This is a genomic window from Nocardia sp. NPDC003999, assembly GCF_053604885.1.
On record NZ_JBSGIB010000006.1, the window covers coordinates 184,237 to 198,534 of the forward strand.

Genomic DNA, 14,298 nt, shown 5'->3' on the forward strand with positions numbered 1-14,298 from the left:
ATCAGGCACCCGGATCGCCGGATGCGGCTCGGTGCGGCGCGAATGCCTCCGCGTGGGCGTTCGACCATTGCTCGAAGTTGCGCGGAAGCCGACCGGTCACCTGCTCGACGGTCGGACAGAGCGTCGCCTCATCCAGCCTGCCCGCCACGAAGAAACCGAGAAACGCGTCGACGTACTCCCGCGGCATGGTGGCGGCCAGCTGCCTCGGTCTCGTCGTCGAGTTCGCGCGCCACCAGCGGTCGGTTCAGCACCGTGGCGAGTGCCGCGACCTGCTCCGCCGGTCGCGGGGTATCCGGTGTTCCTGGTATCGGGCACTCGTGAACGGCGGGAGATGCTCTGGAGCGCGCCGGTACGCGGTGGCCGGCGGGGCCCGAGTTAGGCTCGCGCGGTGGATACCCCGTTGCGGCTCGAGGTCATCGTGGCCAGTGTGCGTCCGGAGCGGTTCGCGCCGGTGGTCGCGGACTGGTTTCTACGTACCGTGCGCGCTCGTCCCGAATTCGATGTCGGCGTGATCGATCTCGCGCATACGCCGTTGCCGGTCGAACTCACCGACAACGAGGAGACCGCGGCCTATCGCACGCGATTGCGGGACGCGGACGCGTTCGTCGTCGTCACTTCGGAGTACAACCACGGTTATCCGGCATCGCTGAAGACGGCGTTCGACACCGCGAAGCACGAGTGGCGCGCGAAGCCCATCGCTTTCGTCTCCTACGGCGGCCTTTCCGGTGGCTTGCGTGCGGTGGAGCAGTTGCGGCAAGTGGTCGCCGAGATCCATATGGTGTCGGTTCGCGAGACGGTCAGTTTCCACCAGGCAAAGAAGCGGTTCGACGAGACAGGCGACACCCGCGACGGGGCGGCCATCGACGCCGCGGAACGAATGTTGCGTCAATTGGCCTGGTGGGCACGTACTTTGCGAGCAGCTCGGACGGCCGATCCGTACCCCGGTTAGCGCTATCGCGCTCGCTTACTGCGGTTGCATCGCGCGTCGGCCGCGCGGCTGACCGATGTAGGTCGCCTCGCTCGGGATGGACACCAGCGTCAGGTCGACCTGTGCCGTGCCGGTGCGCAGCACCACGTGGTTGCCGATCGCGCCGGGCTGGTGGATGGCCAGGTCGGGGCGGGCGGCGGGCCAGCCCATCGGATCGCCCGTGACGTAGATGGTGGTGACGCCCGCGTGCGGGGCAGGCGCGAGCACCCCGTCCACCACCGTGGCGGTGAATCCCGCGTCGGACTGGTGGGTTTCGATCGCGATGGTCAGGCGCTCCGGATTGCCGATGGTGGTGACCAGGTTCTCCCAGGCCCGTGCTCGGTCGGTGCGGATGAGGATCCGTTCGCCGACCGCGAGCGCCCGGAAAACCAGCTGCTGCGCCAGGTACAGCTCGCCGGCGACATACACCGTGGAGATGCCCGCGCCGACGATGCGAGCCGCCACGCCGTTGCCTTCGTCATCGGAACCGATCAGCTGGCCGCAGCCGGAGGAGGGCAGGTGCAGATCGTCGACGATGTCGATCAGGTGCTCGATCATCGGAATGGTGTCGTCCACGCCGGGAACCGCGAGCGGCAGGTGGGCCAGCAGCCCGTCGCGGTGGCGTCCGTTCATCGAGATCATGCCCGGCAGCTCGGAGCGTTCGGGCAGTTCCCGTGCGGTCAGCCGCCAGGCGGCGCCGATGCTCACCGAGTCGGCGGAACTGCCGGGGCGCAACCGAACCGCCACCGTCGTGCCGCGTGATGGGGCCACCCAGAGCTGGGCGAGCAGGTCCGATTCGAGTCGCTTGGGATCCAAGGCGCTGCCGATGTTCACGCTGTTGCCGATTTCCGCGTAGCGCCAGCTGTGTTCGAGCGTGCGCGGATCGTAGCCGCCGGTGATCTGCAGGACCGCCTTGCGGATCTCGGGCGCGGTGAGGATGCGCGCGTTGCAGTCGGCATCCTCGAGCGTGCGCATGATGCGCTGGGTGGCGATGGTGACCGCGCGCGACGCGCCTTCGGCTCCGCCGCCGCGCCGGTCGGTGGCCTCCGGGCAGGCCACCGCGTCGAAACCGATCGCCAGCCACACCGTGCGGTGCGCGGTGGCGGGCAGCGGGCCCAGCAGCGATTCGTAGATCTTGCCCGCGGGCGTGCCGGAACGGCTGCGATGCCCGTGGCTGATGATGTCGATGCCGCTGAGCAGGATGTCGTGCTGGTTCAAGCATTTCGCCAGCTCCGCCAGCGGAAGCAGGTGCGAGGCGTGCACCGTGGTGCGGGCGATCCTGGTCAGCCCGCCGGGGGGAGGCAGTACCTCGACCACCGTCACCACGCGGCTGCCGTCCCAGTACAGGCCGAGCGAGCGACCATCGGCGCCGCGGAAATCGACGGTGTCGCCGAGTTCGTAGTCCCGGTGCGTGAGATAGCGCCACCAGGTCGCGATCCAGTCCAGCACAGTGCGTCCGGCGACCGGAATCAGCGGAATGAGCGCGACGACCACCGCCACGCCGAGCGTGGGAAGCCCCGGCAAACCGGCGAACAGTGCGACGACCGCGGCGATCAGCCCGATGATCTGGGCGATCAGCAGGTTCCGCATCGAGACGCGCCCGAAAAGCGGTCGTGGTCCCGCACCGGCCGGTTCCGCCATCGTCGTCCCCCAAGTACCCGATATCGGCCGGTTCGCCGCGGCCGAGCTGAACAACAGTCCCCGGGAACTGTACTGTGTTCGGCGAACGCGAGCACTGTTCGGGGGAGGAATAATGGCTTCGAAACCCACCACTCGCTGGCAGGTCAGCGGTTACCGCTTTCTGGTCCGGCGGATGGAGCACGCCTTGGTGCGCAGGGATGTGCGAATGCTGCACGACCCCATGCGTTCCCAGTCCCGCGCGTACGCGGCCGGTCTGATCCTGGCGTGTGTCGCACTGGCCGGATGCGGCGTGCTCGCGTTGCTGCGCCCGCAGGGCAAAGTCGGCGATGACAACAAGATCCTGATCGGCAAGGATTCCGGCGCCGTCTACGCGGTGATCGATAACGTGGTGCACCCGTCTCTCAACCTCGCCTCGGCCCGCCTGGCCGTGGGTGAGGCCGCCAAGCCCGCGACCGTGAAGGAGTCCGAACTCGGGAAGAAGCCGCGCGGCCAATTGATCGGCATCCCAGGCGCTCCCAGCTCGCTGCCCTTCGACAAGGAGGGGAAGGGGCGCGCGTGGACGGTGTGCGACACCCTGCAGCTCGACGGCACCAACAAGGCGACCACTTCGGTGCTCATCGGGGACCTGGAACTCGGCGCCAAGGCTTCCGCAATGGAGTCGGGTAACGCTCTGCTCGTCAAGGGCAAGGACGCCACCTACCTCGTTTACGACAACAAGCGCGCCCGCGTCGACATGAACAACAACGCGGTGACCGAGGCGCTGGGCATTCGCAATGTGGCACCGCGGCCGATCAGCGAAGGCTTGCTCAATGCGATACCCGAGGTGCAGCGAATCGAAGTGCCGCACATCGACGATCGAGGCGCGCAGCCGACATACACCATCGGTGATCATCGGATCGGCGAGGTGGTGCAAGATGCCGCGACGAAGCAGTATTTCGTGGTGCTGCACGATGGCAGGCAGGAAATCTCGCAGCTGACCGCCAACATCATTCTCAACTCCGACCCGGCGGCGGGCCGCAATCCGACGATCGTCCCGTACGAGAAGACCTATTCGCCCATATCGACGACGCTGCCGGTGAAGGACTATCCGGCCACCGCGCCCGCGCTCGTGCAGATCAAGGATCGGCCGGTCGCTTGTCTGTCGTGGAAGCCGATCGCTGCCGCGGAGGGCGGTGGTGGCAATCATGCCGAGCTTTCGCTGATCACCGGCGTGAGTCTGCCGATGCGGGAGGACGCTCGCCTGGTGCCGCTGGCCCAAGCCGACGGTGACGGCCCCAACGTGGACTCGGTCTACTTCAAGCCAGGTTCCGGCGCCTTCGTTCAGGGCACCGGCATCGAGCCGGACAGTCAGCGCAAGGACAGCATGTTCTACGTCGCCGATACCGGCGTCCGCTACGGCATCAAGGATGCGGAGGCGGTCAAAGCGCTCGGCATGAGTTCGGATTCCGGCGTGCGGCAACCCGAACCGGCGCCATGGCCCATCGTCGGCCTGCTTGCCTCCGGGCCGACTCTCAGCCGTCAGGACGCGATGGTGGCTCACGACGGCGTCGCGCCGGACGCCAATCCGGCGAAAGAGCTTGTCAAAAATACGAATTGAGTTCGGGCGCGCCTGAGCTTGCTATTGATGTCGCTTCCGGTACTCTCCGATCCGGCGAGAGGGAGTCTCGCCGCAGAAAGGGAGGGATTCACTGGAATGAAACACGTCGCATACAAACTGGCGATCGCCATTGCTGCCGCATTCGTGGTCGGCACCGTCGCCGCGTCGACTGCCGCAACCGCAACCGCTGAACCGATGCGTACCAAACACGGCATGACCTTCAAGGAATGCATGACCACCGGCAAGGACAGTTTCCGGCGGATGTACGGTAAGGAAGCGGTCTGCGTCGAAGACGGCTACGGGTACTACAAATTGGAGCCCGCGCGCGGTCAGTAACTCCGCGGCGTCATCTCGTTTTCGAGATCGTTGAAGCATGGTGGAGAACTGATAATTGTGGCCCGTCGTTCGACGGGCCACAATTGTTTCATCGTGCGGTTATCGAGTCTTTCTCACTGGTCCTCGCGGACGCCGAGTCTGCGGCGGATCGGGAACGAGGCGAGCATGCCCAACACCAGTAGTATCGCGACGCTGCCGCTGCCGATCAGCGCTACGTTTCGCGCCCGATTGTCGGGTGGTGAGGCCGGTGACGGAACCTGCAATTGCACCCTCGACGCTGCCGAGGGCCGCTTGGGCGGCAGCGTTTTCGGCACTTCGTCGGTCAGGGCGGCGATCGGATCGACGGCACCGTAACCGATGTAAGGGTTCCACCCCTCCGCCGGGGAATGGGCGGTGGCCTCGATGCGCTTGATGACCTCCAGCGCGCTCAGTTCCGGGAAACGAGCCCGCACTAGAGCGGCTACACCGGAAACCAACGGGGTGGCAAAACTGGTGCCTTGAATCGGCCCGAGCTTTCCCGATTGTTGGACGCTGCCGAGTTGGACCGCGGTTCCTTTGCTGTTCGGGTCACTGAAGAGTGGATCGAGGGAAGTGATGTTCTCGCCGGGAGCCGCCACGCCGAGCCATGGCCCGGGCACGGTGAACGTAGACGGTTGGCCGTTTCCGTTGATGGAACCGACAGAGAGCACATAATCGTCATAGCGGGCCGGTGATACGTTCAGGTTCACCTTGCTCCATGGGTCGGCCGATGGGTCGAGCGGGTCGATCACCGGATTGGTGCCCTTGCAGTCCGTACTTTCATCGAGGTTGCCTGCTGCGACCACCACGACCACGTCCTTCTCGATCGCGGCGTACCGGACCGCGGCACCCAGCTCGGTATCTTCGAAAGGCGCAGAAGTCGGCCTGCACGCGACTTCGGAGATATTGATGACGGTAGCTCCCATGTCCGCCGCGCGACGGATCGCCGACGCCATGGTGCGAGTGGTGCCGTATCCCTGGGGGAGCGCATCGGGCCCTTTGTCCCGATTTGCTCCCTCCTTCTGATACAGCTTGCTGGTCTGGCGGATAGTGAGGATTCGCGCCTCGGGGGCGACCCCGGAGAAGCCCTGACCGTCGACCTCTGTCGCGGCGATCAGCCCCGCGACCAACGTCCCATGCGCATCGCAATCCTCGGTTCCGTCGCTATTGCTCACATAGTCGCCGCCCGCGATCAACCCCGGCAGGCGCGGATGGCGCGCGACACCGGTGTCGATGACTGCCACGAGTTGACCTGCGCCCTTGGAAAATCGCCAGGCGTGCTGCAAGTCGAGGGAGCGTTGTGCGTCCGGGGTCGAGGGTCCGTTGCCGCCCGAACCGGTACTGACGCACGGAGTATTGGACGCCCGCTCGGTCTTGTCCGGCGGAGCGGCCGGTTCGCCCGGTGGCGGTGCCGTGTTCGGGCTCACGGTGGGCTTCTCGGCGTGCGCATCCGGAATTCCGGCAGTCGCACCGACGGAGACGCTGAGCGCCAACACGCAGACCGCCGTGCTCAACCGAACCGCTCGGAAACAACTGTCGACCCGCTGTTTCGAACTCATCGCTCCGAGCTCACAGCCCGCGAACGATGGCGTAGAGGTCCGCCACCCAGAAGACCAATGGCAGGACCGTGGCGACGAATGTGTACTCGAGCAGTTCGACGCCGCGCCGCATCGGTGGGGTGGCCGACTGGTTCGGGATGATGATGCCGAGGATCAGCGCCGCGATCAGGACCACCATCGCCGCGCCGAACACGGCCAGCGGCTGGTGCATCGCGAAACCGGCGCCGACCAACATGATCAGCACGATGCCCGCGCCACCGGAGATGAGAACGACGGCCTGTTCCGCGCCCGCGTAGGTGCGGCTGCGGAACATCAGCACCACGGCGCAGACCAGGGCGAGCGCGATGCCCGGCCAGTACGGGTCGTCGGACGCCGGGTCGGTGGCGCCGAGCGCGCCGACGACGGTGACCAGCGTGGTCGCCGCCACCAGGCCCGCGAGGTACATGCGGGCGCGTTCCGACTTCACCCGCAGCACCTCCATGGTCGGCAGCGCGCGGTGATCGTCCGGGTCGTCCTCGGTCGGATCGATGGGTGTGCCCGGCGAAGGCACCGGTGGCAGTGGCAATTTCGCCAGCAGCATGGAGACTCGCGGGGCCAGGGACAGGCCGCCGAGCCCGAGCGCCGCCGCGCCGGCGCCGATCGCCCGCTCCGGCTGGTCGGTGAGCAGGCCGACCAGCGCCGCGGGCACCGCGTAGGTGGCGAGCGCGGCCCCGCCGATGAACAACGCGAGCCCGACGCCGGTGACCCGCCACGCCAGAATCGCCGTCGCCCCGGCCAGGACCGATCCGAGCAGGATGTGCGCCCAGCCGTAATCGTCCGGCACGTAGAGCATTCCCGCGCTGAACGCCGCGGGCAGCGCGCAGCCGCCGAGCACAAGCGCGGTGCCGTTGTCGCCGTACATCCTGCTCAGCACCATCGCGGTGACGACGAGCAGGATCGCGACCACCAGCGCGATCGAACCGCCGACCCCGATCGGCAGCGAGCCGGGGGACAGCAGCAGCCCGAGACAGCCGACGATCATGGTGAGCGCCGCGAGCACCGAGCCGGTGATCCGCGCGACCCGAGGGGTCCAGCTGCGGTAATGGTCGGCGTCGGCGATCGCGACGTTGTACATGATGTCGTCGAACAGCGGTGTCGGCGCGGTGTGCGAAGCGCTCTCCAGCATCAGCAGTTCGCCGTCGCGGACGCCGTGCTCGCCGAGGCTGAGCGAGTTGGAGAACGGCGGATGGCCGATCCGGGCGAGCACCCACTCCGCGGGCTCGTAACGCTCGCCCTCGTTGTCGAAGTCGTTGGAGCGGCTGTGCTGGGCGACCATGTCGACCACGCTCGGAATCACCAGCGCGACCGGCACGTCGACCGGTATGGCCATGTCGACCTGAGTGTGCTTGGCCAGAATCGTCACCCGGGCGAGGTCGGGGGCGCGGACGATCCCGCGCGAGGATTCTTCGTCGATGTGGTCAAGTCGCGCGTGCGTCAAGCTTCCCCCAACTCGGTCTTCTACCTCGTGATTCCACGACTCGGCGGGCCGGGGGCGAGCTTGCGAACCCTCGGTCCGGGCAGCAGAATGCTGGTCGAACTGTACGACATGTCGGCTGTGACCTCTACACTGAGGCCGAATCACAGCTGGCCGAAGGGGGAATCTCGTCGATGAGCACTGTCCGCTTCCAGCGCCGTGCGCGCCGCGAGATGCCAAGGACGCCCGGCGGCGAGGTCACGCTGCAACCCCCGCCCGAAATCCCCCGGGTCACACCGGGAAACCTCGTCCTGAAGCTCATGCCCGCCGTGATGGTGATCGGCATGGTCGGCATGATGGCCCTGATGTTCACCCAGGGCGGCGGCATCGCCTCCAACCCGATGAGCATGATGTTCCCGCTCATGATGGTGTTCTCGATGGTCGGCATGTTCGCGGGCCAGGGTGGGGGCAAGGGGCAGAAGGCCGCCGAGGCCAACGAGGATCGCAAGGACTATCTGCGCTACCTCGACCAGGTGCGCAAGGACGTCGACGAGACCGCCGCTCAGCAGCGCGCTTCCGTCGAATGGAGCCACCCGGAGCCGGAACTGGTCTGGATGCTCGCGGGCACCAGCCGCATGTGGGAACGCCGCGCGGGGGACAAGGACTTCTGCCACGCGCGCATCGGTCTCGGCGGCCAGCGCCTTGCCACCAGACTGGTCGCTCCTGAGACCGGTCCGGTCGAGGAGCTCGAGCCGATCGCCGCGGTCTCGCTGCGCCGCTTCGTGCGCGCCCATTCGACCGTGCCCGATCTGCCGACCGCCATCGCGGTCAAGGGCTTCGCCACCATCGCGCTGGACGGCGACCGCGGCCAGGCGCGCGACATGACCCGAGCGATGCTGGTGCAGCTGTGCATGTTCCAGGCTCCCGACCAGGTGCTCGTCGCGGTCGTCTGTGGGCCGGACACCGCGCCGGAGTGGGAGTGGACCAAGTGGCTCCCGCACACCCAGCACCCCGACGCGCAGGACGGCATCGGTACCCAGCGCATGTTCTACGGCTCGATCCGGGAGGCGATGGCGGGGTTGCATCCGTTGCTCGGCAACCGGGTCCGATACTCGCGCAACCAGCCCGCCAACGCGAACATGGTGCATATCGTCATCGTGGTCGACGGCGGTCTGCTCGAGGCCGAGGACGATCAGTTGCGCGAATCCGGCTACGAGGGCGTCACCATCATCGACCTGTGCGGCTACGCGCCGCGCCTGGCGGTGTCGCGCGGCATCAAGATGATCGTCGAGAACGGCGAGTGCGTCGGCCGCGGCGCGACCGGCAATCAGGAGCGGTTCGCGCTGATCGACCGAATCAGCCCCGAGCAGGCGCAGCAGGTGGCGCGCAGGCTGGCCCCGTACCGTGCCGCCACCCAGCGCAGCAGCGACGTGGAAACCGATGACGCCGACGTGATCTCGACGTGGGCGCAGCTGATGGGCCTCGGTGACATCGGCACTTTCAACCCGGAGCACGCGTGGCGGCCGCGCTACGGACGGGAACGCCTGCGCGTCCCGTTCGGTGTGGGCGCCGATGGCCTTCCGGTGGAACTGGACATCAAGGAGGCCGCCGAGAACGGCATGGGCCCGCACGGCCTGTGCATCGGCGCCACCGGCTCCGGTAAGTCGGAGTTCCTGCGCACCCTCGTGCTCAGCTTGCTGGCCACGCACTCGCCCGACCAGTTGAACCTGGTGCTGGTCGACTTCAAAGGCGGCGCGACGTTCCTCGGTTTGGAGGGCGTTCCGCACGTCGCCGCCGTCATCACCAACTTGGAGGAAGAGGCCGATCTCGTCGACCGCATGAAGGACGCCCTGGCCGGTGAGATGAACCGCCGCCAGGAAGTGCTGCGCGCGGCTGGCAACTTCGCCAACGTCTTGGAGTACGAGAAGGCCAGGGCCGCGGGCGCCGACCTGGACCCGCTGCCCGCACTGTTCGTGGTGCTCGACGAGTTCTCCGAACTGCTCACTCAGCACCCGGATTTCGCGGAGTTGTTCGTCATGATCGGCCGCCTCGGCCGCTCGCTGCACGTGCATCTGCTGCTCGCCTCGCAGCGACTGGAGGAAGGCAAGCTCAAGGGCCTGGAATCCCACCTGTCCTATCGGATCGGCCTGAAAACGTTCTCCGCCAACGAATCTCGTCAGGTACTCGGTGTGCCGGACGCCTACAACCTGCCGAACAATCCCGGTGGCGGCTACCTGAAGGCCGACTCCGGAGAGATCCAGCGTTTCCAGGCTTCCTATGTCTCCGGCGCGTATGTCGGCGGTGGCTCGCAGCGTGACATGACCGTTGCCACGCAGTCCGGTGAAATCGATGTCAGGGCGCGCGCGTTCACCGCTACCCATGTCGACTTCCGGGCGGCGGACCGCGTTCCGCTGCCGCCCGAACCGAGCCTGGAACCGGAACAGGACGAGGACGGCGAGCAGCTGTCCAACCTGAACATGCTGGTCGCGCGGATCCGCGGCCACGGCCGCCCGGCGCACGAGATCTGGCTGCCGCCGCTGGACGAGGCGCCGACGCTCGACCAGCTCGTCCCGCGCTCCGTTCTCACCGGCGAATACTCCCCGGTGTCCACGCTGCGTGCCCCGATCGGCATCGTCGACCGCCCGTACGACCAGCGTCGCGACCCGATGGTCATCGACCTGTCCGGCGCCCGCGGCAATGTCGCCATCGTCGGTGGCCCGCAGTCCGGCAAGTCGACGGCGCTGCGCACACTCATCATGGCGATGTCGTTGACGCACACCGCCGAACAGGTGCAGTTCTACTGCCTCGACTTCGGTGGCGGCACCCTGGCGAGCCTGCAAGGGCTGCCGCACGTCGGCTCGGTGGCCAGCCGGTTGGACGAGGACCAGGTCCGCCGCACCATCGCGGAGATGACCACCATCGTCCGGCAGCGCGAGGCGCGCTTCCGCCAGCTCGGCATCGAATCGATGACCGATTTCCGCAGGCTGCGCGCGATGGACCCGGCCGCCAGCCCGGGCGCCGCGGGCGCGCACGAGGATCCGTTCGGCGACGTCTTCCTGGTGATCGACGGTTTCAGCTCGATCCGCCAGGACTTCGAGATGCTCGAGCAGACCATCATGAACCTCGCCGTGCAGGGTCTGTCCTACGGTGTGCACGTGGTCATCGCGCTGAACCGCTGGGCGGAGGCGCGGCCCGCGCTCAAGGATCAGATCGGCACCAGGATCGAGTTGCGCCTCGGTGATCCGATGGACTCCGATCTGGGCCGCAAGTTCGCCTCACTGGTTCCCCAGGGGCGACCGGGCCGCGGTATGACCCCGGAGTGCCTGCACATGCTGACCGGCTTGCCCCGCATCGACGGCAGCTCCGACCCGACCGACCTCACCCAGGCCGTCGCGGACGCGGTCGCCGCCATCGCCAGGCTGACGCCGGGCCGGCACGCGCCGCAGGTCCGCATGCTGCCCGAACAGCTCCCGCGCGAGCAGCTGCTGTATCTGGCGGGCGATTGGCCCGCCCAGGTCGACCCGAATGCGAAGTGCCTGCGAATCCCGTTCGGCATCAATGAGTCCGAGCTCGTGCCGGTCTACATCGACTTCGTGGAGAGCCCGCACTTCATCATCATCGGCGACACCGAATCGGGAAAGACGACGCTGCTGCGCTCGCTGATCGAGGGCATCGCCGCGTCGAACACCCCCGATCAGGCTCGCTTCATCATCGGCGACTACCGCCGCGGCATGCTCGGACTGGTTCCGGAGGGCTATCTCGCGGGCTATGGTTCCACGGCGCCGCAGTTCACCCAGAACATGAACGACCTGGCCGCGTATGTCGGCAAGCGCACGCCGGGCTCGGACGTCACGCCGCAGCAGTTGCGGGATCGTTCGTGGTGGAGCGGACCGGAGTTGTACGTCATCATCGACGATTACGATCTGGTCGCCACCTCCGCGGGCAACCCGGTCCAGGCGCTGCTCGAACATCTGCCACACGCCCGAGACCTCGGCTTCCACGTGATCATCGCCCGGCGCTCGGGTGGTGCGAGCAGGGCGATGTTCGAGGCGACGTTGGCTCGAATGCGTGATCTGGGCTCGGCGGGCCTGATCCTGAGCTGCAGCAAGGACGAGGGCGTCCTGATGGGAACCAAGCGACCGAGCCCGATGCCGCCGGGCCGAGGCACCTACGTCACCCGTAATGTCGAGGGCCTGGTCCAGACGGCGTGGATGCCGTTGCCCTGATGTCCGAGGTCGAGCTCGTCGTCACCGAGGCGCGTATCTGGGCGCGTGGCGCCGACACGCACTGGGACGCGCCGCCGTCGGTGGTCCTGGGCAGCAATGGCTTCGACCTCGTCGTGGGGCAATCGCTGAGCCCGCCTACCCACGTCGGTTCGGTGGTGCAATTCGTGCCCGCCGATGCCATAGCTTTGCCACCCCGCACACCCTCGGTGGTGGACGCGATGAGCGCCGTTTTCGCGAGTGCGCTCGAGCATCTTCGTGTCGATACTCCGTGTGCCCGGATGACGTTGGTCTGCCCGACCGAATGGGGCGCGGCCCGTCGTGGCGTGCTCGCTCAGGCGGCGCGCCGTGTGGCCTCGGATGTCGTGTTCGAGGACATCGCGGTCCGTTCGGTCGCGTCGGACGAGGGCACCAGCCACAGTCGGCGAACGCTGGTACTGGAGTTCGGCACGCTGGCCACCACGGCGTCGGCGGTCATCCGAAGCCATCGCGGCGTGCATATCGAATCCTGTGAGCACGAGCCGACACTCGCGTTGGCCGAGATCGAGAGCGGATCCGCGGGCTTCGCCGCTCTGTGCAACCTGATCACTCGGTTGCTCGACAGCGGCCCGATCGACCTCGTGCAAGTGGCGGCTCTCAGTGATACCAGAAAACTGGACTTGCTCCGTGAGGCGATCCAGCAGTCCATAGGTGCCGATGTCGAGTTGCGTGCGGTCGCCGGTCCCGATCTCGTCCGGGGGCGGCGGACCGAGGCACGCGCAGTCCACGCCGCGCAGACACAGTGGATGCGACCGCTCCGCGAGCGTGCCGCGACACGACAGCCTCGATATGGCGCCGCGCGTATCGCGATCGCCGCGATCGCGGCCGTGGTGGTCGTCGCGTTGACGATCGTCGGTGCGGTTGTCTTGTCCGGTCGCCGCGGCGAAGAGACGGTAGCGGCGCCCAGCACGGAAGCGGCGTCGCCGACCGCCGCACCGCCGCCGGTCGGCCCGCCGGCCGAGGCGGCACCGGAGGCCTTCGGCCGAATCCGATTCCGTGTCCCTCCCGGCTGGCGTATTGCCCAGTCGCCTGACACGGGGCGCGCTCGTGTCGATCTGGTACCCGATGATGCTGTGCGGCAACGAATTACGGTAATGCAGGCGCCGCTGACGGCGTCGTCCAGTTACGCGCAGGTCGCGGCGAAGCTGGAAGCGCAGATCGCGCAGCGTCCGCCAGGGGTGCTGACCGACTTGCAGCAGGATGTGATGTTCGGTGGCCGTTCCGGCTTGGCCTACCTGGAACATCCCGGAGACGGATCAACCGTTCGCTGGCATGTTCTGTTGGAGTACGGAATTCAGCTGAGTATCGGTTGCCAGTACGCAGGAGACGAATGGGGGCAATTGGAAGCCCCGTGCTCGCATTTCGGGGATACGGTCCGCGTCGTACCGTGAGGGGGCGCGGGCACGCATACCTAGCCGACTCCACTGCGGCGCAGAACGACTCTAGCCCCCGGCACCGAAGTACCGGGGGCTCGAATCAGCCGAGACGGGATCTCAGAAGAGGCCCGCCAGCGCGGTGTCGGTACCCTGCAGGTCCGAGTTGCCACTGCTGACCAACTTGCCCGCGCTTTCCAGCGTGGTGTTCAGCTGGGTGACCTGCGTGTTCCACTGGGCCTGCAGCGACGCGAACGCGTCGTTCGCGTCACCCTTCCAGTAGTTGGTCACGAAGTCGGTGACCTGCTTGTGGAAATCTTCGAGCATGGTCATGACGCTGCGCGCTTCGGACACGATGGCCTGGGCGCCCGCCTCGACCTCGCCGAAGTTCGAAGCAATCCGACCGGGATCGTTCGCTACCATGGGGAGCTCCTTGTTGTCTGTGGTTCGGCTATCGGATCAGGGAAGGTCCAGGCTGGAGGCCTGCGCGGCCACCTGCTGGGCGAACTGCTGGTCCTGATCGGCGAACTTCCGTCCGGCGTGGGCGAGCTTGTCCGACGTCTGGTCCAGCTGGTCGTTCAGCTTCCGCGCCTGGGCGAAGTAGCTGTCCATGAACGTGTCGAACGCCTGACGAGCCGCACCGCTCCAGGTGGCGGTGGTCTGATCCGACTTGCTGTTCAGTGCGGTGATCGCGGTTTGCAGATCCTGGTGCCGCTGCCGGCAGTTGTCCACAAACTTCGAGATCGCCTCTTCGCTCGCTTCGAGCTGTCCTGCCATTTCGGCTCCTTTCGGTTCCCGTCTCGGCCAACGGCGGAAGCCTCAGTTGGCCTGTACATCTGATTGGACGCGGTGCGGGTCTGATCGGTTCCATCCGACTCGAGAAAGTTCGGCATCGCCCCACGGGATCAGGGCCCTGCGCCCCTCAGCCCGGCTCGTCCGTAGATTTCGGCGGCCGCGCACGGGCCTGCTCGGAAGACCACGATGCGATCCGGGTCTGCATGACTTGTAACGCCAGCGCTCGGCTCCCCTCCTTCCCCCTGCTCGCTGCTGTAATGATCGGCGAGTGGGCTGGCTGCGGTACACCTTACCGAA

At 66.9% G+C, this 14,298-nt stretch carries 11 protein-coding genes; 5 read left to right on the forward strand and 6 right to left on the reverse strand.

Translation table 11 applies throughout. The features are described from left to right. Position 1: 1 nt before the first annotated feature. Positions 2 to 187, reverse strand: a complete 186-nt coding sequence (locus ACWESM_RS15605) for a hypothetical protein (protein ID WP_452492275.1) — start codon at positions 185 to 187, stop codon at positions 2 to 4. 201 nt (positions 188 to 388) lie between these two features. On the opposite strand from ACWESM_RS15605, the gene ACWESM_RS15610 reads away from it, so the two are divergent. Continuing rightward, positions 389 to 949: an NADPH-dependent FMN reductase gene (locus ACWESM_RS15610; protein ID WP_355076227.1), complete on the forward strand. Its 561-nt coding sequence runs from the start codon at positions 389 to 391 to the stop codon at positions 947 to 949. Between the two features lie 15 nt (positions 950 to 964). Here the strand turns inward: ACWESM_RS15610 and eccE are convergent, their stop codons facing one another. Further along, entirely contained in the window at positions 965 to 2,608 is a 1,644-nt protein-coding gene (gene eccE, locus ACWESM_RS15615; RefSeq protein ID WP_364430899.1) for a type VII secretion protein EccE, read from the reverse strand. A gap of 112 nt (positions 2,609 to 2,720) precedes the next feature. On the opposite strand from eccE, the gene eccB reads away from it, so the two are divergent. Both eccB and ACWESM_RS15625 read left to right on the forward strand, forming a co-directional pair. Then, the gene (gene eccB, locus ACWESM_RS15620) at positions 2,721 to 4,205 is read left to right on the forward strand and encodes a type VII secretion protein EccB (RefSeq protein WP_452492277.1); all 1,485 of its coding nucleotides are present in this window, start codon (positions 2,721 to 2,723) and stop codon (positions 4,203 to 4,205) included. Positions 4,206 to 4,301: 96 nt separating this feature from the next. Then, on the forward strand, positions 4,302 to 4,541 hold the full coding sequence (locus ACWESM_RS15625; RefSeq protein WP_452492278.1) for a hypothetical protein: 240 nt from the start codon (positions 4,302 to 4,304) through the stop codon (positions 4,539 to 4,541). A gap of 113 nt (positions 4,542 to 4,654) precedes the next feature. Here ACWESM_RS15625 and mycP read toward each other — a convergent pair whose 3' ends face one another. After that, positions 4,655 to 6,118, reverse strand: a complete 1,464-nt coding sequence (mycP, locus tag ACWESM_RS15630; protein ID WP_452492280.1) for a type VII secretion-associated serine protease mycosin — start codon at positions 6,116 to 6,118, stop codon at positions 4,655 to 4,657. A 10-nt stretch (positions 6,119 to 6,128) separates the two neighbouring features. After that, positions 6,129 to 7,595 (reverse strand): type VII secretion integral membrane protein EccD, encoded by a 1,467-nt coding sequence (gene eccD, locus ACWESM_RS15635; RefSeq protein WP_364430911.1) that lies wholly within the window; start codon positions 7,593 to 7,595, stop codon positions 6,129 to 6,131. Between the two features lie 170 nt (positions 7,596 to 7,765). Between eccD and eccCa the strand changes: the two genes are divergently transcribed. Next, positions 7,766 to 11,797: a type VII secretion protein EccCa gene (eccCa, locus tag ACWESM_RS15640; protein WP_452492282.1), complete on the forward strand. Its 4,032-nt coding sequence runs from the start codon at positions 7,766 to 7,768 to the stop codon at positions 11,795 to 11,797. Beyond that, positions 11,797 to 13,224 carry a type VII secretion-associated protein gene (locus tag ACWESM_RS15645; RefSeq protein ID WP_452492284.1) on the forward strand — a complete coding sequence of 476 codons (1,428 nt, stop codon included), beginning with the start codon at positions 11,797 to 11,799 and terminating at the stop codon, positions 13,222 to 13,224. Before eccCa ends, ACWESM_RS15645 begins: the two co-directional genes overlap by 1 nt. Positions 13,225 to 13,326: 102 nt before the next feature. On the opposite strand, the gene ACWESM_RS15650 is transcribed toward ACWESM_RS15645, so the two are convergent. Beyond that, positions 13,327 to 13,629: a WXG100 family type VII secretion target gene (locus ACWESM_RS15650; RefSeq protein ID WP_355076245.1), complete on the reverse strand. Its 303-nt coding sequence runs from the start codon at positions 13,627 to 13,629 to the stop codon at positions 13,327 to 13,329. Between the two features lie 36 nt (positions 13,630 to 13,665). After that, positions 13,666 to 13,983 (reverse strand): WXG100 family type VII secretion target, encoded by a 318-nt coding sequence (locus ACWESM_RS15655; RefSeq protein ID WP_039795679.1) that lies wholly within the window; start codon positions 13,981 to 13,983, stop codon positions 13,666 to 13,668. Positions 13,984 to 14,298 lie beyond the last annotated feature (315 nt).

Coding starts and splice junctions, on each gene's coding strand:
- eccB (WP_452492277.1), top strand. CDS start 2,721: ATGGCTTCGAAACCCACCACTCGCTGGCAGGTCAGCGGTTACCGCTTT.
- ACWESM_RS15655 (WP_039795679.1), bottom strand. CDS start 13,983: ATGGCAGGACAGCTCGAAGCGAGCGAAGAGGCGATCTCGAAGTTTGTG.
- eccCa (WP_452492282.1), top strand. CDS start 7,766: ATGAGCACTGTCCGCTTCCAGCGCCGTGCGCGCCGCGAGATGCCAAGG.
- ACWESM_RS15650 (WP_355076245.1), bottom strand. CDS start 13,629: ATGGTAGCGAACGATCCCGGTCGGATTGCTTCGAACTTCGGCGAGGTC.
- ACWESM_RS15645 (WP_452492284.1), top strand. CDS start 11,797: ATGTCCGAGGTCGAGCTCGTCGTCACCGAGGCGCGTATCTGGGCGCGT.
- eccE (WP_364430899.1), bottom strand. CDS start 2,608: ATGGCGGAACCGGCCGGTGCGGGACCACGACCGCTTTTCGGGCGCGTC.
- ACWESM_RS15605 (WP_452492275.1), bottom strand. CDS start 187: ATGCCGCGGGAGTACGTCGACGCGTTTCTCGGTTTCTTCGTGGCGGGC.
- mycP (WP_452492280.1), bottom strand. CDS start 6,118: ATGAGTTCGAAACAGCGGGTCGACAGTTGTTTCCGAGCGGTTCGGTTG.
- ACWESM_RS15625 (WP_452492278.1), top strand. CDS start 4,302: ATGAAACACGTCGCATACAAACTGGCGATCGCCATTGCTGCCGCATTC.